At 45.3% G+C, this 20,913-nt stretch carries 11 protein-coding genes; 6 read left to right on the plus strand and 5 right to left on the minus strand.

From position 1 onward, the window contains the following. The first annotated feature begins 176 nt into the window (after nt 1–176). Nucleotides 177–473, plus strand: a complete 297-nt coding sequence (locus QUB70_RS03070) for a fluoride efflux transporter FluC (protein ID WP_332978263.1) — start codon at nt 177–179, stop codon at nt 471–473. A 350-nt stretch (nt 474–823) separates the two neighbouring features. Here QUB70_RS03070 and QUB70_RS03075 read toward each other — a convergent pair whose 3' ends face one another. From QUB70_RS03075 to QUB70_RS03085, 3 genes are all read right to left on the minus strand, one after another. Further along, nucleotides 824–1,786: a GGDEF domain-containing response regulator gene (locus QUB70_RS03075; protein ID WP_332978264.1), complete on the minus strand. Its 963-nt coding sequence runs from the start codon at nt 1,784–1,786 to the stop codon at nt 824–826. A gap of 10 nt (nt 1,787–1,796) precedes the next feature. Further along, nucleotides 1,797–4,958 carry a response regulator gene (locus tag QUB70_RS03080; RefSeq protein ID WP_332978265.1) on the minus strand — a complete coding sequence of 1,054 codons (3,162 nt, stop codon included), beginning with the start codon at nt 4,956–4,958 and terminating at the stop codon, nt 1,797–1,799. A 236-nt stretch (nt 4,959–5,194) separates the two neighbouring features. Continuing rightward, on the minus strand, nt 5,195–10,261 hold the full coding sequence (locus QUB70_RS03085) for a PAS domain S-box protein (protein ID WP_332978266.1): 5,067 nt from the start codon (nt 10,259–10,261) through the stop codon (nt 5,195–5,197). Between the two features lie 1,558 nt (nt 10,262–11,819). Between QUB70_RS03085 and QUB70_RS03090 the strand changes: the two genes are divergently transcribed. From QUB70_RS03090 to QUB70_RS03110, 5 genes are all read left to right on the plus strand, one after another. Next, the gene (locus QUB70_RS03090) at nt 11,820–13,163 is read left to right on the plus strand and encodes an ABC transporter ATP-binding protein (RefSeq protein ID WP_332978267.1); all 1,344 of its coding nucleotides are present in this window, start codon (nt 11,820–11,822) and stop codon (nt 13,161–13,163) included. A gap of 290 nt (nt 13,164–13,453) precedes the next feature. Continuing rightward, nucleotides 13,454–15,190, plus strand: a complete 1,737-nt coding sequence (locus tag QUB70_RS03095; protein WP_332978268.1) for an ABC transporter permease — start codon at nt 13,454–13,456, stop codon at nt 15,188–15,190. Between the two features lie 410 nt (nt 15,191–15,600). After that, on the plus strand, nt 15,601–16,485 hold the full coding sequence (locus QUB70_RS03100) for an amino acid ABC transporter substrate-binding protein (RefSeq protein WP_332978269.1): 885 nt from the start codon (nt 15,601–15,603) through the stop codon (nt 16,483–16,485). Nucleotides 16,486–16,638: 153 nt separating this feature from the next. Beyond that, nucleotides 16,639–18,036, plus strand: a complete 1,398-nt coding sequence (gene mgtE, locus QUB70_RS03105; protein WP_332978270.1) for a magnesium transporter — start codon at nt 16,639–16,641, stop codon at nt 18,034–18,036. A 119-nt stretch (nt 18,037–18,155) separates the two neighbouring features. After that, nucleotides 18,156–19,061 carry a hypothetical protein gene (locus QUB70_RS03110; RefSeq protein ID WP_332978271.1) on the plus strand — a complete coding sequence of 302 codons (906 nt, stop codon included), beginning with the start codon at nt 18,156–18,158 and terminating at the stop codon, nt 19,059–19,061. A gap of 194 nt (nt 19,062–19,255) precedes the next feature. Here QUB70_RS03110 and QUB70_RS03115 read toward each other — a convergent pair whose 3' ends face one another. Continuing rightward, nucleotides 19,256–19,786: a hypothetical protein gene (locus QUB70_RS03115; RefSeq protein ID WP_332978272.1), complete on the minus strand. Its 531-nt coding sequence runs from the start codon at nt 19,784–19,786 to the stop codon at nt 19,256–19,258. Nucleotides 19,787–19,806: 20 nt separating this feature from the next. Then, the gene (locus QUB70_RS03120) at nt 19,807–20,889 is read right to left on the minus strand and encodes a ParM/StbA family protein (protein WP_332978273.1); all 1,083 of its coding nucleotides are present in this window, start codon (nt 20,887–20,889) and stop codon (nt 19,807–19,809) included. Nucleotides 20,890–20,913 lie beyond the last annotated feature (24 nt).

The raw sequence follows: 20,913 nt of genomic DNA on the forward strand, positions 1-20,913 counted from the left end.
GATGCCCATTCCACAAGAAAAAAAAATTTGTGGGATGGGCCGGAGAGCCCGTCCTAGTTATTTTTGCAAGAGGTCTAATAGCTGTATGCAGCAATACCCAAATATCCGCCACCCGATCGCAATTAGTTTAGGTACGGTTGCCGGCGCTTTAAATCGGTATTATATCACCTTCTGATTTGGCAACCGTTTCGGTACAAATTTTCTTTACAGAACTTTTTTTATTAACGTTGGCTGTGGGATTTTTTATCACCCTCGCTTTTGAACGAGTGCCGACTATTCCGTCGGAAGTGCGGTTAATGGTAGCAACGGGCTTTTTGGGAGCTTATACTACTTTTTCAACTTACGGTTTAGAGACGAATGTCTTGTGGCGCGATCGATCTTACAGCATCGCTGCTTTTTACTGGGCTGGCAGTGCCATACTCGGAGCAATCGCCGTTCAGCTAGGCATCATTTTAGCACGAATTGGCAAATAGATAAAATCGGTTTGTGCAAATAATACCAGTTATAAAAAATGATGAAACTGTAGGCAAACTCCCAACCCATACAGCATCAGTCAGTCGATTTTAGATCGGGGTTGCGGACAATAACAATGACATCTTTTGAACACAAGTTCCCTTAACCTAATACAGGGAGAACTTTTAACGGGGTTGCCACCCTGTCAGGTTTAAGTGTAATGATGTTTACTGCATGGTGTTTTCCGGCGGAGGGCTAAAGTCTTCAAGCTGTTTCCCTATTTTGTTTTCAGTTTACTCTTTATCGGTTAATCTCACGTTTAATAAATAATGCTTCTTGCGATCGGATATCGCTGTTCTCAAAAGAACAGTTAATGATTTAAACAGCTTTTGGTGCGTTTATTCTCGTACATAAGTCGATCGGCCTTTGCCACCAATTGTTCTAATGAAAAGTCATTATTGAAATCCCCAGCCTGCACCCCTAGACTTATTGATAGTAGATAGGCTCGATCGTGCTGTCGATTAAAGCTATCAATATTAGCTTGCAGCCGATTATAAAAATTATATGAATTTTCCGAAAAAGTAGGAACAAATAAACCAAATTCATCTCCTCCCAGTCGAGCCACAATATCTGAATCACGAAAAGTTTGCTTCAATATTTGAGCGGAGTCAACGATTACTCTGTCTCCCATTTCGTGTCCGAAAGTGTCGTTAATCTTTTTCAAACCATCTAAGTCAGCAAATAAAACATAGTAGCTGGTTTGCGTGCGGCGAGCAATTTTTAGTTGTTGATCTGCTAGTAAAAAGAAGCCCCGTCGGTTATATAATCCAGTTAATTCATCCGTCAGGGATAGCTGCCTTACTTCTGCCTCTGCCCTCAGACGTTCCTGGATTTCCTGTTCTAAACGTTGATTTTGTTCGATCAGTTGTTGGTGTTGCTGTTGAATGAGTAATTGATTCTTTACCCTGAGCAGCACTTCCTGCTCTTGAAAAGGTTTAGTGATGTAATCTACACCACCCAATTCAAACGCCCGTACCTTGTCTTCGAGTCGTTCGAGCGCACTGATAAAAACAATCGGAATCAGAGCAGTTGTTTCAGATGCTTTCAACTGTTGGCAAACTTCGTACCCATTCATTTCAGGCATATTAATGTCAAGTAAAATCAGATCCGGAGAGTTGCGGCGAACACCTTCGAGAGCCATTCTACCGTTGAGCGATTTGCGAACAATATAGCCCTGTGACTCTAGGATTTTGGCTAACAACCGCAAATTGTCTGGGGTATCGTCCACGATCAGAATATTCGTTTGGGCAGCAAGTTTAAGTAAAGTCGCCATAATCTTCTTTCTAAAATTGGGTGAGAGTTGCGATCGCTTCCAACTGGAAGTTATCGACCAGCGATATCATTGCCTCAATGATATCTTGTTTCTCCTTGGGAATTTGAGCTATGAGTTGATAGAGCTTGCGATCGCCCAGATCGAGTGCTGCTTCATGGACTTCTGCAATCCATGCGATAGGCATAGTTTTCAAATCTTCTGTAGTCAAGGTCTTTGGTAGTAAAACAGATGACTCTCCGAGAACTTTTTTAGCGTAGCAGTAGCGGACACCCAAGTGAAAAGCTATTTTGTCGAAAAGTGTGGCTTCACTAAACGGCTTGGTAATGTAGTCATCGCAACCGGCTTGCAGACTGGCGCTGCGATCGTCTTCAAAAGCTAATGCAGTGAGAGCAATGATGCTGGTGATTTTTCCTTTGTCATTTATCTTATGCTCAGAGTTGTCTGCTGATGGCGACTGACTAATGACTAATGACTCTTGCGATCGAATCTGCCTCGCCGCTTCACAACCATCCATGACAGGCATTTGAATGTCCATCAAAATCAGGTCTGGATGCCATACTTGCCAGCGGGCGATCGCCTGTGTCCCATTTTCAACCGCACACACCTCAAACCCAACTGAATCCAGCAGTGTCACCAGCAATTGCCGATTTTCTGGAACGTCTTCTGCGACTAGAATTCGGTACATCGGTTGCCCTAATTCCAGCCCGATAACGAGATCGGCTTCAGCTTCTTCTAAATCAAGGGACTCCGGTAGATCCAAAATAACTTCGCAGGTAAAAGTCGATCCTTGATTCAGGTTGCTTCGGACAGTGATATCCCCTCCCGTCAGACGAGCAAACTGACGGCTGATAGACAGTCCTAAACCCGTTCCCTTTGCATGACGACCGCAATCGGTTTGCATGAAAGCTTCAAAAATAGATTCTAAATCTGAGGGCGCAATACCAGATCCGGTATCCTCAACCTCAAAATGCAGGGTAATTGTTTTTTTAATATCGGATAGATTATAGGGAACAGAAATAGGCAGCGTCAAACTGGTTGGGTGGATGTTTTCTTCGCCTTCGCTTAGCGTTCCAGATGGCATACCGTCTGATGAAAAAGCTCGTCCCCGCAGCGCAATCTTTCCTGTGGTTGTAAATTTGATCGCATTCCCTAGCAGATTAATCAAAATTTGGCGAACTTTGGCTTCATCACCGCAGACATAGCGCGGCACAGTAGCATCCCACTCACTAATCAGATTCAAACCTTTTTCAGAAGCTTTGAGGACGAACATATCGTTAATATAAAAAAGCAGCCGATGCAAATCAAAACAACTTGAATTCAGTACCAATTGGCCGGCTTCAATTCTGGACATTTCCAAAACGTCATTGATTAATGCTAGCAGGTGTTCTCCACTGCGATTAATGATACCTAAATGCTCTTGAAATTCGGATGGAATATTAGGACTGCGGTTCATAAGCTGGGTAAATCCCAGAATAGCATTCAGCGGCGTTCTGAGTTCGTGGCTCATCTTGGCAAGAAACTGGCTTTTAGCGCGGTTAGCGATCGCAGCCCGCTCTGCGGCTTGTTCTAGGGCAGCTTGTGAAAACTCCAGCACTGCCAGCATGAGGATGTTTCTCATTTCGGCGGCTGCTTCTAACTCCACCACCTGCCAAGGATAAGACATTTCCCGCACTGTCTGCCTCCACAGTTCAAACGACTTCCGGGGACACAAGTGCATTGCTCCAATTTCATCGACTGTGAGGGCATCCTGTGGATTACCTGCCCAGTTTACGGTTTGAATTTGTTCGGGTCGGAACCAAAGAATGTGGTATGACTTTTCTTTGACATAGCTCAGCAAGATTGAGATTGCTAAAACACCGCTGGCTTGGTCTTTGAATTGCTTCGCTTGGGGATACAACTGATAGAGAGAAGCTGTTGCAAACACTCGTTCCTGGTTGTGTTGCGCCAACCACTTTACAAACTCCTCTATCTCTGATTCAGATGGTGTTTGACCCACCAGTGTCAGACGACCGTCAAGCAGGATGGCTGCGCCTTGAGCGTGAACCAAATTTAGCAGTTCAGAGGCATTTCGAGTCAATACCTGTTCGATAAAATTGGACTCTCGCTGGAATGCCTGCTGAAGTTGATCGTGAATAGTTTTTACTTGCTTTCGGTAAACATTCAATTCTCGTTCTTGCTGATGCACCAGTTCTATCGAGGCAAATTGTCCTAAAAATTCACAACTTTTGCGCGTTTCGTAATTCACCAATCGCGGGCTGTAATGGTGACAAGCAATTAATCCCCAGAGACGCCGATCGTCAATTAACGAAATTGTCAGCGACCCGGCGACTCCCATATTCTGCAAATATTCGATGTGGTAGGGAGAGACTCCCCGTAACACACAATCACTCAGATCCAGGGGTGTATTGGTGAGGGGATTGTTAGTAGGAATTAGGCGGGCAGGTGTGTAATTGATATCTGGAATTTGGCGCACCCAGTTGCGGTAAAACAATTTGCGGGCGGGTACGGGAATATCGATCGCCGGATAATGCAATCCCAGATAACTTTCTAAATGGCTTTCTTTTTCTTCTCCAATCACCACCCCATGATCGTCGGCTTCAAAGCGGTAGATCATGACGCGATCGAACCCGGTCATCGCTTTCACTTCTTTGGCAAGGGTTTGAGCTAAATCGGAAAGGTTGGTTGCGCTGCGAAGTTTGAGGATGGCAGCTTGGAGGCGATGATAGAAGTGGACTGAATGAGTTTTGTTCGTGGTAAGTTGGGGTTCGAGTTCCAGAATTAACCTATCTGCTGTCCGATGCAGCGTGCTTCTAAAAATCTGAGTTTTCCGACCCCGATCTGCCTGGGCACTTCTCCGGTGTGTTTTTAGCTCAAACGGATTATGAATTTCTAGGTTATTTTCGCTCAGATATTCGGCAATTCGTTGCACTTGAGCGCGGGAAAATAATCGCTGTAAGGGCTGACCCAGCAATCCTTCTGCCGCTATGCCAAAAAACAGTTTTACATTTTCACTCACTTGTAAAATGTTGAGGTCAGCTTCTTGCAAATTCAAAACTATTCCATAAGGTTGAATATAACCGGGAGCATACACTGATTCATCGCTGCAATGCTCTAAAGTTGTCAACTCTAAAGGAGTGAGTGAGGGTGGTTTGGTAGCAATTGGTATTTGCATTTTAAACTAAGTAATTCTAAAAGTTAAAAACTTGTCAATTGTGGATTTTAGGTTTGGGATTTTGGATTGAAGAATTTTCCTATCCTCCACTCATACCAATTTAATGTGAAGTTGCACATATTTCGATCCCCCTAAATCCCCCTTAAGAAGGGGAACTTTGAGCGGAATCTTGTCCCCCCCTTATTAAGGGGGGCTAGGGGGGATCTGATTCTATGCAGCCTCATAAAAAATTGGTATCAGGTTGGGGAATTGCCGTGAATTAGCTGAAGAATTTGCTCAAATTGATACTGGTTGGCAAGTTCAGTCAGACGGGTAGCAAGTTGAACGAGTTCTGGGGACAGTTGAGATACAAGTTCAACGATCGCCCCATCGTCTCCACATACAGCATCCTCCTCCAATTGAGCCAGCCATGCTTCTGGTAATGTTGCCATAAGTGTTGGAGCGAGGGAATCTGAAACGGGAGAGATCGTAGAGGAGAGGTATGTTTCCTGTTTCTCATGCACTGTTTCCTCTTTCTGGTAGACATACTCTAAGCCCAGGTATTCCGCCATCTTGAGAAATAGCGTATTTTCTCGGAAGGGTTTGCTGATGTAGTCGTTGCAGCCAGCAGCGAGGGCGAGGGTGCGATCGCTCTGAGAAGCCTGTGCTGTGAGTGCAATAATGATGCTGGTTTGTCCCTGTTCCATTGCCCGAATTTTTTTGGTGGCTTCGTATCCATCTAGCAAGGGCATTCTGATGTCCATCCAGGTGAGGTCGGGTTGCCATTCAAGCCATAGCTGGATTGCCTCCTGTCCGTTGGTAGCTTCTCGTACCTCCAATCCTAATTGTGTCAGCAATCTGACTATCAACAGGCGATTTTCGGCGCGATCGTCAACTACCAAAATGCGATGGTGGGGTTGACCGGGAGCCAGCCCTATCACGAGGCGATCGTGCTGTTCGGATGTGAGGTTAACTCCACTGGTGGGAGTGATGGGGAAAGTAAAGGTAAATGTAGTTCCCTGTCTTAAAATGCTACTAACAGCAATTTCTCCGCCCATGAGCTCTAAGAGTTTGCGGCTAATGGTCAATCCTAGCCCTGTGCCGCTTACCGATTGCTTTCCAGCTCGGGCTTGCACGAACGCATCGAAGATAGTGTCAATTTCTTCGGGTGCAATCCCTACACCCGTGTCACTCACTGCAAACTGGAGAATAGTCCGAATTGTGAATGCTACTTCTGTAGCGGGAGCCTTGATGCTGACGCGCACAGTAATGCTTCCCCGCTCCGTAAATTTAATCGCATTACTCAAAAGATTCAGCAAAACTTGGCGCAGTTTTTGAGCGTCGGAAAGAATAAATTGGGGAACTTCGGGAGCAATCTCGAAACAAAGGTCAAGTCTTTTAGAATTGGCTCGTTCTGCTAACATATTTCGCAGGTTATGTAGCAAGGCAATTAAGTCAAATCCACTTTCTTCTACTGTGCAGTGTCCTGATTCAATTTTCGAGAGGTCTAAAATATCATTAATCAAACTCAAGAGATGGTCGCCACTGCGACGAATGGTTTGTAGGTCTTCTTGCTGGTTGGGAGTGAGGGAGGGGTCATGGGCCATCACCTGGGCAAATCCCAGAATTACGTTGAGGGGTGTGCGGAGTTCGTGGCTCATATTGGCGAGGAAGATACTTTTCGCCATGTTTGCTGATTCTGCCGCTTCCATTGCTTGTCGCAGTGCTAGTTCTTTTTGTTTGCGATCGCTGATGTCTTTGTGTGTTCCAATCATCCGTAAAGGCTTACCCTGTTCATCACAGGCAACGACTTTCCCGTAGTCAGCGATCCACTTCCATTCCCCTGACTTGCAACGCACGCGATAATCAAAGGCATACTTAATTGAGCTATCTTGCAAGTGACTGTTGAGATACTCAAAAACCCAGACTCGATCGTCAGGATGAACGATTTGCTCCCAGACGTTGAAATCCATCACCAACTCACCAGGATTGTAGCCCAGCATCTCCTGGTAGTGGGAACTCAGGTAAAATTTTCCAGTTTTAATGTCCCAATCCCACAGTCCATCTCCAGAGGCTTCTAGTGCTAGCATTAAGCGTTCCTCACTAATTTGTAAAGCGGTTTCAGCTTGATGTTGTTGCGTCAGATCGATCGCCACACCACCAATTAGCATTTGCCCAGATAAGTCGGGGATGAGAAATTTGTAAACGAGAAAATCAGCCAGCGTTCCATCTCGACGGGGCGCAACCTCAACCGTTGCAATTACCTCCTGGGTTTGAATAACCGCTTGGATATTGTCGAGAAATTGTTGGGCGATGTCGGCGGGATAAATTTCAAAAATGGATTTGCCAATCAGATCGTCAGTGGGTAACTCGAAGGTATGGAGATAAGTCTGGCTAGCATAGAGAATTACACCATTTTCATCGGTAATCCAGGCAGGGGCAGGGCTGTGATTCATGAAGGCTTGGAAGCGAGCTTCACTTTTTCGGAGTGCCTGTTCTGCTTGTTGGCGTTCCGTTTCAATGCGTTTGCGATCGCTGATATCCCGGCAGATACAGAAGTTCATCATTTCACCTTCTAATTCTACCCGGTTCCAGCTAATTTCTACATCATAAACTGAACCATCCTTGCGGCGATGTCGCGTCTCAAACAGAGGAACAATCTCCTCTCTATTGAGCATGATTTGTAGTTCTTCCTGCGTCCATTGAACATCCCAATCAGAGACATTCATATTCAGGGTTTCTTCTAAGCTGTAGCCCAGCATTAGAGCAAAACTAGGGCTGGCTTCGATCGCGTTTCCGCGCCGATTCATGATAACAACACCGTCCCTGGAAGTGTTGAAAAACGTTTTAGTCCGCAGGAGTTCTCGGGCTAGTGCAACTTCGGCTTGTTTGCGATCGCTAATATCTTTCATGAAGCAGTAATGCCCCAGAATTTGGTGCTGTTCGTCGTAAGTGGCAATCATCACCAATTGCTTGTAAAAAACCGAACCGTCCTTACGAACTCCTGTGGTTTCAACTTCAAGTCTACCCTTTTGCACCATCTGCCAATAGGCTGCAACCAGTTTTTGCAATTCGTCGGGATATACGGTATCTTGCCAGGGCATCCCGATCATTTGTTCTGGCTGATAGCCTGTTATGTCAGCATAGGCTTTATTGACGTAGAGATAACGTCCTTGAATATCCAGTTTGGAAATGCCCGACACCGCATTTTCCATGACCTCACTCATTTCTAGCCGTTCCCCTTCGGCTTGTTTGCGATCGGTGATATCTGCTGAAAAACAAAGAAGGTACTGGGGCTGATGCTGTTTATCGTAAATGGGAATCTTCACCGTATGCAGCCAACGTTTACCCAGACTATGACTATCGATGACTTCTTCCGAAATATCCTCAGCACTCCCCTTGACAAAGACTTCTCTATCCTTTTGCTCGAAAAATCTTGCCTGCTCGGTTGGGAAAAAATCAGAGCCACTTTGGCCGATTATTTGTTTGGCTGAAATACCAAATAACTGCTCGCTGGTTTTATTCCAAAACTGAAGTACGCCAAAATTTTCGGGATGTGCATCCTTGACAAAAACGGCAACAGGTAAATAATCTAGCACTGCTTGTAAGAAATTGCGAGTTTGTTGAATTTCCTCCTCTGCTTGTTTGTGCTTGGTAATATCAATAAATGTAATTACAATTTGTTTGAGTTGATCGTTTGGAGCGAATTCTGGGTAGGCATTAACTAATATCCAAACTAAAGGATGATTTTCGCGGTAGATTCCTAGAACATAATTTTTGAGATGAATCACAGTGGATAAAACCCGCTGCACGGGATATTCCTCGATCGGCATTGCACTGCCATCTTCCCGCACGAAATGCCATGCCGGATCGCTCGCGGTTTTCCCCAGCATTTGATCCATTGAAAGCCCTAATATTTTACAAGCCGTTAAATTGCATAATAGAATGCTGGTATCGCTCGCGTGAATCACGAAACCAGCATTTAAGTTCTCGGTCAATTGCCGATATCTAGCTTCGCTTTCCTGTAAAGCCACTTCTGCTTGTTTGCGTTCGGCGATATTTCGAGCAATCCTTGAGGCTCCAATTACTTTTCCGTTCTCATCTTTAATAGGCGAAATACTGATTGAGACATCGATTAATGTTCCATCTTTTGTGAGCCGCTTGGTATCATAATGTTTGATGTATTCTCCGCGCTTAATTTTATGGAGAATTTGTTCTTTATCGTATTCATATTCTGCTGGAATCAGCTTACTTATAGATTGCCCTACTATTTCTGCTGCTGTATAACCAAACAGTTTCTCGGCTCCTAAATTCCAGCTTGTAATTACACCCTCTAAATCTTTACTGATAATAGCATCTTCCGAAGATTCGACCATCGCAGCTAGTCTACCGTTCTCAATTTCTGCCTGTTGTCGCTGGTCGATCTCCAACTGCAACTGATAATTCGTTTTTTTTAATTGAGAAATTTGGCGATAATGTACTTCCATCATATACACAACTAATGCAAACAGCCACGCTAAAACTAAGCCGCCAATTAGCACAACTACTGGCCAAGGAGATTTCAGATATGTTATTAATTCTGGATTTGGGGAAACTTCCACTCGCCAGTCTGCACGCCATGCTTTAACTATAGCTGTTTTCTGTAGCGAGGGTTGAGATGGGATCTTCTGACCGTAGATCGATTCTGTGCGATCGTAGATAGCTACATTGTAGCCATTTGACACTTTTAAAATGCTATCAAATAGAGTTTTAAACTGAAAAACTCCCACAATAAACCCATCAAACCGATCGCCCACAAATAAAGGAACAATCGCGAAAAATCCCTTATCCCCTTGAGCGAGTAAAATATTGTGTGTTAGGACAATTTCGCGCAAATCGCGAGCTACCTGCAAAGCGATTTGGCGACGAGGATCGCGACTCAAATCTAAGTTTTGTGCTGCCTCATTTTTCGCCAACGGCACAACCCACCTAACTTTAAACGATCGATCGACCCATTCGATCGCTTGACAACCGTAGAAATCCTCTAGATGAGCCACAGCATCGGCTTCCCAAAGCTCCTTTGGTGTACCGCCATTCACTTCCCAGCGATGCGCCATTCGCCGAAGTGCCAGCATCCGGCTTGACAGTTTTTCGCTCAGTTGTGACTGAATCGCATTGGCTTCCTGCTGAATTAACTGCTCAATGTGAATTTGTCCGTTGATGGTTAGCTGTTGCCACGTAAGTAAAACAGCAAGAGAAGCCAACACACCAAGCAGAAGAGGTAGCAATCTTTTAAATGGTGTTTGGCATAATGTCCTAATCAAGTTGAGTCGAGTGATAGCCATAAACTAAGCGATATATTAATAGATAATTACTATTCAAATTGTTGGGCTATGATTTTATAATTTAATGATGCAACAGAGCAATTTTTTGAACGTGAAAACCTGTTATCGCTAGGACAATCTCTAAACTTTATCATCCCTAAATTGAACGGTTAAATTCCAGAGAGCAAGAATATTGTTCCTTAAGCTCTAGCTCTCTAAATAAATTTAGAGAGGGCGATGAGCCAGATATGTTCAGATTGTAATAAGCTAATCCGCATTTAGATTGCATAGTCAAATAAATTTTTCCTCTTGTGGGGTGGGCATCCTGCCCGCCCTCAACATACAAATTAAATGCACAACAGCTTACCAATTTTAAAAAAGAATGCAACAGTATTCTTGTTCCCCCCGCAATGCAGCCGGGGGGTCGAAGAGTGTTGCACGATTTTAGAGAAATGGTATAAATAGGCATTGTTTGCCAACACGGGCGACAAAACCAGTAGATTTGATTCTGGAGAATGTGACGCAGCATTTGATCCGAGCAGCAGGGGCTGTTTGTCATAAAGACCTATTTTTTAACTGAGGGGTATTTAACTCTTGTTGCAAAGTGCTGTAAACTGCTTGAAGCAACCATAAGAAGACCTAGAGTAAAAAAATAAAAAATTGGTAAAGAATATAAAATTTTAAGAAAAAGATACAATTTTAAACATTCCGTAATAATATTAAGATCCCAGAGAATTGCGATCGCACAATACGCAAATTATTACGCATCTTGTAATGTTAAATCTGTTTTTTGACAATTATACACTATTCTGATACAGCTTTTGAGGCTTGTTCCTACATAAAATAGTTTTGCTGTTCCCCGTTCCCTCTGCCCTGTTCCCTGTTCCTTAATTCGATCTAAGAGTCTAAATCCCAGCCCAACACATTTGCAGTTTGAATTTACTGTCTGATTATACGAACTGCATAAAATATCCGGTGTTGCATAAATTTTAATTTCTACTCCATTATTCCTCCTTACCCACAAATAAGACAATCAGAGTAAACCTTTTGTGAGTAAAAACGCCGATTATACTCTCCAACGGCGACGGTACAGTTTACATACTTGCCCGGCAGATAATTTTGTGGATCTTTGACGTTATACCAATTTAATGTGAAGTTGCACATATTTCGATCCCCCTCGCATCCCCCTGGTTGTAGGGGGACTTTGAGCGGAATCTTGTCCCCCCCTTATTAAGGGGGGCTAGGGGGGATCGGATTCTATGCAGCCTCATAAAAAATTGGTATTAGTCAGATAGTAATACCAAGTTTTTCCCATAGCACAGATACTAGACCTCTTGCAAAAATAACTAGGACGGGCTCTCCGGCCCATCCCACAAAAAACATTTTCCTTGTGGAACGGGCCGGAGAGCCCGTTCCAAAATTTGATTAAAAGGACTTTTGCAAGAGGTCTAATGACTAATGACTAATGACTAATGACTACTGACTACTGACTGCTGACTGCTGACTAATGACTAATGACTAATGACTAATGACTACTGACTACTGACTAAATTTAAACAACAAGCGCGGAGGTTTAGTTGTGATAGTTCAAACAGCAACAGAGTGCCTCATCACCTTAGAAGGCGTTAGCAAAGCTTACCAGCAGCCCAACGGTCAAAAAATCTCTATTTTAGAGCCAATTAATTTAGATCTGCGATCGGGCGAAATAGTAGCTTTGCTCGGACCTTCCGGTTCCGGTAAATCAACATTAATGCGGATGATTGCCGGACTGATCCCGCCCAGCGGCGGTCAAGTTCTCTACCACAATCGTCCTTTAGTCGGCTTAAATCCTGGGGTGGCAATTGTATTTCAAAACTTTGCCCTTTATCCTTGGCTGACGGTACTAGAAAATGTAGAATTAGGCTTAAAAGCTAAAGGAGAATTGCCAGAACCGCGCAGGCAAAAAGCCTTGCGGATGATTGACATTATTGGTTTAGACGGATTTGAAAATGCTTATCCGAAAGAACTTTCTGGCGGAATGCGGCAGCGGGTGGGATTTGCTAGAGCTTTGGCGGTGGAACCCGAATTGCTTTGCATGGATGAACCGTTTTCAGCTTTAGACGTGCTGACGGCAGAAAACTTGCGGTTTGAGTTATTAGATTTGTGGCTAGAAAAGAAGATTCCGACTAAAGCTGTTTTAATCGTAACTCACGGGATTGAGGAAGCGGTAATTTTAGCCGATCGAGTTGTAGTCTTGGGTCGCAATCCGGGGCGAATTCGCGCCGAATTGACAGTGACTTTGCCGCACTACCGCGATCGCAAAACTGCGGAATTCCAAGCTCTCGTAGACCAAGTTTACAAAATTCTCACCAATCCCGAATTGAGCTGCGAAACAGTGACAGCACCTGCTGAAAGTGCCGCTGCTGTGTCTCAACCTCAACCCCCTCAAAGCGCTAAATACCAATCTCTGCCGCAGGTGCGAACCGGTGCGATCGCAGGTTTGTTGGAACTCTTGGAAGACCGCAAGGAAAAAGACCTCTACCGCCTCGGTCAAGAATTAATGTTAGAGGTTGACGACATTTTGCCGATCGTGGAAGCAGCAAAATTAATGGAATTTCTGGTAATTCAAGAAGGCGACCTCCTTTTAACACCAGTTGGCATTCAGTTCATTGCCGGCGGCATTGACCAGCGCAAACAAATTGTTCGCACCCAAATTCTGGGCAATATTCGCCTCGTACAGCAAATTTCTCGAATGCTTCAGGCCAAGCGCAATCACCGCATTTCTGAAGAGTTAATTTTGGATATTCTAGAAGCCCACTTCAGCCCCAAAGAAGCAATGCGGCAACTGAAAACTGCTATTGATTGGGGTCGCTATGCAGAGTTGTACAGTTACGATGAACCGGGCGGCGAAATCTTCTTAGAATCAGAAGTCAACAGTCAGTAGTCAGCAGTCAGCAGTCAGTAGTCAGTAGTCCGTTGGCAGTTGGCAGTTGGCAGTGGGCATTGGGCATTGGGCATTGGGCATTGGGCAGTTGGCAGTGGGCATTGGGCATTGGGCATTGGGCATTGGGCAATTCTCCTCCTCTCCCCCTCTCCAATTCTCCCCCTCTCCCCCTCTCCAATTCTCCCCCTCTCCCCCTCTCCCCCTCTCCCCCTCTCCAATTCTCCCCCTCTCCAATTCTCCCCCTCTCCCCCTCCAATTCTCCCCCTCTCCCTTCGGAAACCTTCTGCATTATGACAAGACCTCTAACGCCCGCCAATAAAACTTTAGAAAGGTCAGCTTGGACTTGGCAAGACGGCTTGCTGATTCTAGCAATCTTCTCTCTAATTTTGGTCATTGTCCAAACAGCTTCTCAATTCAGCAGTGACTACAACCCAAACTTTAAAATTGAGACTACGCTAAATGTCTTGCCAGCATATACAGCCCAGAGTCTTTTACGCATGGCAGCAGCCTATTTTTTATCCCTGCTGTTTACCCTAGTTTATGCTTATTCTGCTTACACTTTTCCCCTGGCAGCAAAAATTTTAATTCCCTTGTTAGACATTTTGCAATCGATTCCGGTTTTATCTTTTTTGCCGGGAGTTGTTTTAGCGCTAGTTACTTTATTTCCAGGTCAAAGAATCGGCGTAGAACTCGCATCGATTATCTTAATATTTACTGGGATGACTTGGAATATGACCTTTAGTTTCTATCAGTCGCTTTCCGGCATTCCGCGAGAACTAAAGGAAGCTGCTCAAGTTTATCGGCTCAATGCTTGGCAGCAGTTCTGGACGTTAGAATTGCCCGCTGGTGCGATCGGACTGGTGTGGAACAGTGTCATGTCAGTATCGGGCGGGTGGTTCTTTTTGATTGCGATCGAATCTTTTACCTTGGGTGACAAAAACTTTAATTTGCCCGGACTCGGTTCCTATTTGGGCAAGGCAGCCAATGAAGGTAATTTTGGGGCGATCGGCTGGGGTTTAGCAGTATTAATTGGTGTTATTATAGCCATAGACTTTTCGATCTGGCAGCCTTTGATTGCTTGGGTGGAAAAGTTTAAATATCAAGCCGGAGAAGCTACCAATGTACCGCAGTCAAAGTTGTTGGATTTTTTGAGGCGATCCGCGACGCTGCGAGTATTGAAGTCGCGCATTTCGCCGATTGGAGACAGTTTCGATCGCGGTTTGGCAAGAGCTTTTGCACCTGCTAATTTACCAACAAATCCCAGACAAAAAAACCGCATCGGAAATTGGATAAATTGGATATTTGTCAGCGGGTTTGCCGTCATTGTGCTTTGGGGAACTTGGGAAGCGGTGCTGCTGCTGCGGTTGCTGAATTTGTCTGACTGGCAAAAAGTCATCACTGGTGCATTTTTCACGGCTTTGCGAGTCATTTGCGCGCTATTTTTATCGCTGTTGTGGACAGTGCCGGTCGGAGTGGCGATCGGTCGAAATCCGCGTTTAGCTCAAATTTTGCAGCCATTAGTACAAATAGCAGCTTCTGTACCGGCAACCGCTTTATTTCCCGTATTGCTACTAGCTTTAATTCAAGCTGGAGGGGGCTTGCAAATTGGTTCTGTGGCGCTGATGATGTTGGGTACAATGTGGTATTTGCTGTTTAATGTTATTGCTGGCGCTCAAGCCATACCTTCGGAGTTATTTGAAGCTGCACAAGTTTACAAACTATCCCTGATTCAGCGCTGGAAAAGTTTAATTTTACCTGGAATTTTTCCCTACTCGATCACAGGAATTATTACGGCAGTTGGCGGAGCTTGGAATGCCAGTATTGTCAGCGAATACGTGCAGTTTAAAGGTCAAATTGTTACTACAGAGGGTTTGGGAGAAACTATTTCTCAGGCGACGGCATCAGGGAATTTTCCCTTGCTTTTGGCTGCTACTTCTGTGATGTCGCTGTTGGTTGTATTGACTAACCGTTTGGTGTGGCGGCCGCTTTACCGTTTGGCACAAGAAAAATATCAATTATTGGTTTAATTTGGGTAGTAAAATAGCAGTAAAATATAGCAGTTAAAGCTGATAAGCTGATAAGCTGTTACGCATTTAAAATAGTATTTTAGGGTGCCACGGCTCCTTTCTCGTTTCCCTTGTAAGCGTAAGTGTTCTAGCTGACGCACCCTACAGGCCCCGCCCGGTGGTTTAAATGCTCCACAGCTTAGAGAGCCTCTGTAAATTCTTGGATATGGCGACTTAATTAAAACAGGCGACACTTGTGTGCGGCAAAACGCCCGAAACTGAATTTTAGAGGGTGCAGGTTGAAGTTAGGCGATCGCACCACCCAAAACAGCCCGATCGCCCAAAATTAGACCGCCAAAATATATTGACAATATGGTTTTTTTGTGTATCATATTAAAAACCAGTAAAATATCTATTTAGATGCCAAACTAATGAACTCAGCACCAACTAACAAAAACCTAAAACTCGCAGCATTTACAGCCATACTTGCGATATTATTCCCCGCAGCTTTACCTACAGTTGCCTCAGCCCAGACAGCACTGGAAGAAATTAGGCAAACCGGCATTCTCAAAGCAGGCATCAGAAAAGACGCCCCTCCCTTCGGCTACTTAGAAGGCGAAAAATGGCAAGGAGTTTGCATCGAAGGCTTAGAAGTTTTCAGAGCAGACTTAGAAAAGAAATTAAATCGCTCCGTCCGCTTAGAAAAACTAGAAACAGACCTCAACGAATCAGCCGAAAAAGGGCGCTTCCGCAGCGTTACCAGCAAGCGCGCTCACCTAGAATGCGGGCCTAATACAATCCTAAAAAATCCCCCCAGCGGGATTGCATATTCGCTGCCTTTTTTATACAGCGGCACCTATCTGTTAGTCAAGCCCGAAAACAAACTGAAAGTCAATCCTTCGGGATTCCTGCAAGACGTGACAATTGGCGTGCTGAGCGGTTCTGTTACCCAACAATTTATTGCAGGCCGATATCAACTAGCCAACCAGCGAATTTATGAAGGTATGGCGGGCCGACAGTCGGGTGTAAAAGATGCCGCATCGGGAACAATCGATGCCTTCGCCAGCGACGGAATGCTGTTAGTCGGAGAAGCGCTGAGACAGGGTTTAACTCAAAGCCAATATTCTCTGATACCCGAGCAGCCTTTAACCTGCATTTCCTACGGCATGATCCTGCCAGCAAGCGATACTGAATGGCAAGAAACAGTCAATAATTTTATTCGCAATCAAAGTTCGACGAATCTGTTGGAAAAAGTGCTCGGGCGCAATACTCCTTTCTTACCGATGAGTGTCGCCGATCAAGATAAATGTATTTGATCGCAAATCGGGCCAAGTGCTCCGCGTGCACCAGAAGAATAGGGGTAAGATGCGGATATTTTCATGGTAAGTCCGATCGCTGCAACCAGTGGCGTCAATAAGCTCTAAACTGGATTCAGGAAGGCGCGGAGCACAGGTTTAGGAGGGTCATCAGTGACAGAAAAAAATTATCAATCGTCTTCTCTACCCACCTACGCGCGAAAAGAACTGCGGGAATTAGTTCGATCGCAGTTAAAGGCCCTGTTGGAACAAGGAGACTTTAAAGGAGCAAAAGCGATTTTGCACCCGGTGCAGGAAGCAGACATAGCTGAAGCTATCGAAGGCCTGCCAGAAACCATGCAAGTAATAGCTTTCCGCTTGCTTTCCAAAGACGAAGCCATCGCAGTTTACGAATATCTCGACTCCAGCGTTCAGCAGTCCCTCTGCGAAAAATTCAAACGCCAAGAAGTCATTGACATTGTAGACAAAATGTCCCCGGACGATCGAGCTAAACTCTTTGACGAACTGCCGGCAATATTAGTCCGCCGCCTGTTGGGTGAATTGAGTCCGACGGAACGCGAAGCTACGGCCCAACTCTTGGGTTACGAAGCCAGTACCGCCGGCCGGATCATGACCCCGGAATACATTTCTCTGAAGGAAAGCTTTACCGTCGCCCAAGCTTTAGACCGAATTCGCTCTTTGGCTAAAACTACCGAAACAATTTATTCTCTTTACGTCACCGACGCCGGACGCAGCTTGACCGGCATTTTATCCCTGCGGGATTTAGTCACTTCGCCCCTCGACAAAACTGTCGGCGAAATTATGACCCGCGACGTAGTTTCTGTTCAAACTGGCACGGATCAAGAAGAAGTAGCTAGGCTGATCCAGCGTTACGATTTTTTAGCTGTGCCCGTTGTAGACCGCGAACAGCGTCTGGTCGGGATCATTACAGTTGACGATGCGATCGACATTTTAGAACAAGAAGCCGACAAAGATATTTATGCCTTGGGCGGCGTCCAGTCCGGCGGCGATAATTATTTTCAGACCGATTTAATCACCGTTGCCCGGAAAAGAGTCGTGTGGCTGTTTGTTCTGCTTTTAACTAATACAGTCACCGGCGCAATTATTAGAGCTCAAGAAGATATTTTGAACCAAGTAGTCGCCTTAGCAGCCTTTATTCCGCTGCTGACTGGCACTGGAGGCAATGTCGGAGCTCAGTCCTCAACTGTTGTAATTCGCGGTTTGAACACTGACGAAATTACAGCAATGGGCCCGTTTCAAGTAATTGTTCGCGAGGGGATGGCGGGAGCGCTGCTGGGAGCTATATTGGGGACTGTAGCGACGGGCTGGGCTTACACTTTGCAAGGGAGTTTAGCAGTGGCAGTCGCGGTGGGAGTGAGTTTATTTGCGATCGCAATTTTAGCTTCTATTGCCGGTTCATCTCTGCCGTTTCTATTTCGTTCTTTGGGTTTAGACCCCGCTTTAATGTCTGCTCCTTTTATTACCACCGCAGTTGATGTCCTCGGGGTCTTGATTTATTTCACTTTAGCTCGACTAATTTTGCAGATTTAATATATTTAAGTAGATTGTTATATAAAAAAAACTCTAGTAATTTTCAATTCGGCGATCTACAGCCTCCCTATGCCCTATGCCCTATGCCCTATGCCCAATTCGCAATTCCCAATTAACTTATGTCATCATCCAATTCACCAACCAAAATCCAAAATTCCAAGTCGAACAATTTGTTAGAAACTGCTGAATTGGTTTTTCTTGCTGCTTCTGCTGTGGGATTGGCTGCTAGTTTGGTTTGGGGGCAGAGCGTTTATGCTCAAGTGCCTGTAGTGATTTCGCTGGTGTTGAATTTTGTCAACCGCCAGAAGCTGCACGGGCAAGTTAAAACAAGTACGGCGGCTGTGTTCGATCGCGTAAATCAACAAGCAGCTACTACCGATCGCGCGATCGAGCAATTGCAACTTGCTGTAAATGCTTTAGACGAAGCTCTTTCCCAAACATCTCGCGAAAATCTCAATGTGGGGCCGGGAGAAAACGTACACTCTCTAATTTCAGCAATTGAGAACCTGCGCCAGCGACTAATAATTTTAGAAAAAACTATTAAAATGATTCAAAGCGAGATCGAACTCACCAGCCGCCAATTCAAACAGCGACCGGAGTTGCAACAAGTCGAAACTTTGACAACAATAATTCTGGACTTGCAGCAGTTTATCAACGAACTACCGCAGTGGGGAAATTTGCAGCAGCGGCAGCTAACAGAACTTCAGCAAAAAGTAGATGATGCTTTAGGGCGGCTATCTGAAGAAATTGCTGCTATTCCTAACCGGGTGCAGGCGGCAGTGGGCGATCGCAATTTGCCGCCAGACATTTCTGAGATTGAGAATAATGCCGATCGACCTAAAACCCAGAATGAAAAAATTCGCCTGAAGTATCCCAGAGCTTATGTCAAATGGACTAGGGATGAAGATGATAATTTGAAGAATGAATATGCTAGCGGTCAAGAAATTGGCGAATTAGCAAAGAAATTTCAGCGACAGCCCGCTGCCATTCGTTCGCGATTGCAAAAATTAGGATTGATGGAATAATGGTAATTGGTAATTGGTAATTGATAATTTGTAACCACACACAACTGACAACTGACAACTGACAAATAACAAATAACAAAACGATCGCCCTTTTTTTCAAAGAGCGATCGGCTTGTTTATTTATTCAGCACTGGCTAAGAACAGCCAGCCACTAAAAGCACATCTCAAGGCTAAAAAACCTTGCCTACCTCATTCTAGAAATCTTGCGGTAACAAAGAACTTAAACGCTCCAACAAAGGATCGGAATCCCGACGAGGAGCAACCTCAGCATCAGAAACTACATTATCATCCGCCACAGACTCAGACTCCATCGGGTCAGGCTCTACTACTTTTGAAACTTGGGCAAAAGAAACTTGAGCAAACTTACTGTTAACACTCCCCTGCAACTGATCCAACTGCGCGCCCAGTTGACTCAGGTGATGTTCCAGTCCCTCCAAACGGCTTAATTCCTCAGCAGAAACAGTGCGCTCGAACTCAGCAAATTTGACCGCAAGTTCAGCAATACGCTGTTCCAACCGCTGAAAGCTAGGTGTAGAACCCCCCGACTCAGACGCCGACTCAGATACAGACAAAAACTGCCACAAAGCTTGCTTGCAGAGATTGCTGAAAGTCTGATACTTCGTGAAAGCCAACTCTTTTTCAATAGCGGCCAGCAAAGTTTGATCCGCAGCATCTTCCGTAAACGCCACCGAGAAATTCGCCTTATTTTTTGCCCACAGTGCCATAGGGTTCAAGCCTTAATGCGTTACTTAATCGTGGCTAGCTGAGCCTCAGCATAAATAAACTGTCCCAAAGCATTAGCTTTCCGGGAAGGCTGAGCCAAGTGAGCCTTAAGATTGGCGTCTTTAAGCAAAGGTTGCAACACCTCCCAGAAAAACTCGCCGCCCCCGCCTGTTAGAACCACATCCGTCACACGTTCCGGCAGCCACTGCACCAAACGTTCGGACAGTTCGTTAGCGAAAGCCTCTCGCAAATCCTTAATAATCGGATCTAAATCAGTCGGCTTAGTCGCTCCTCTCGGACGGTAGAAACGCTGGCCTTCCGGTTTATTCACCGCTTCCAGTAAAGACAGAGATTGAGGGTCTGCTCCCGGAATCTTTGAGGCAACTTGTTCGTAGAACTTGTTCATTGCGAAGGAATCGCTCTTAGAAGCTGCCCGGGCGAACCGGAAACGATCGACCATTAACAAATCGGTAGTTTGGTGTCCGATATCAACAACAGCCACCGACAGTTCCGGCAACTCCGGCGTAAACTCCTTGTTGTCTTGAGCCTCGCACCAAATCAGGCTGCCGAATCCTTCGGGCATCACCCAAACGTGACTGATGTTAATATCCACACGCTCGCCGCGGTACACCACAACGTGGGGAGATCGCAGTTGGCTGATAATCTCTTCCTTTTCCTTCTCAAACTGATCCTGCGAATAAAAAGGCAAACCCAGCACAACTGCTATGTCGCCTTTCATCTGGAAATATCCAGCACAGGAAAAGACCTTAACCAAAGCATCTACTACTTTCGACTGGTCTGCGCCGCCGAGATTAGCGCCAAAATCTGCCGCCAATTGACCGATCGCGTACCCTTTGCCCTGGTACTCCAGCCACATATCCAACAGAGGGTCTGTTGCTTTCGACTCAAAGCTGCCGCCCCGCACCTTTTCCACGGGCATAGCAGCCACGTTGGCAGGGATGAAAACAACGCTGCTGGGGTTGCGACTGACGCAAGCTTTAGTTGCCGTCCGACCCAAGTCAGCACTAATAATCGATTTGTGAGAAGCGACTTTAGTCTGCTGCGTCAGCATAGCCGAATTAGGAACAAGCTGTCTAGTTGTCATTGAAATGTGTTACCTCACTGAGCC

Origin of the sequence: Microcoleus sp. A003_D6 (genome assembly GCF_036702825.1) — a bacterium.
GTDB lineage: Bacteria > Cyanobacteriota > Cyanobacteriia > Cyanobacteriales > Microcoleaceae > Microcoleus.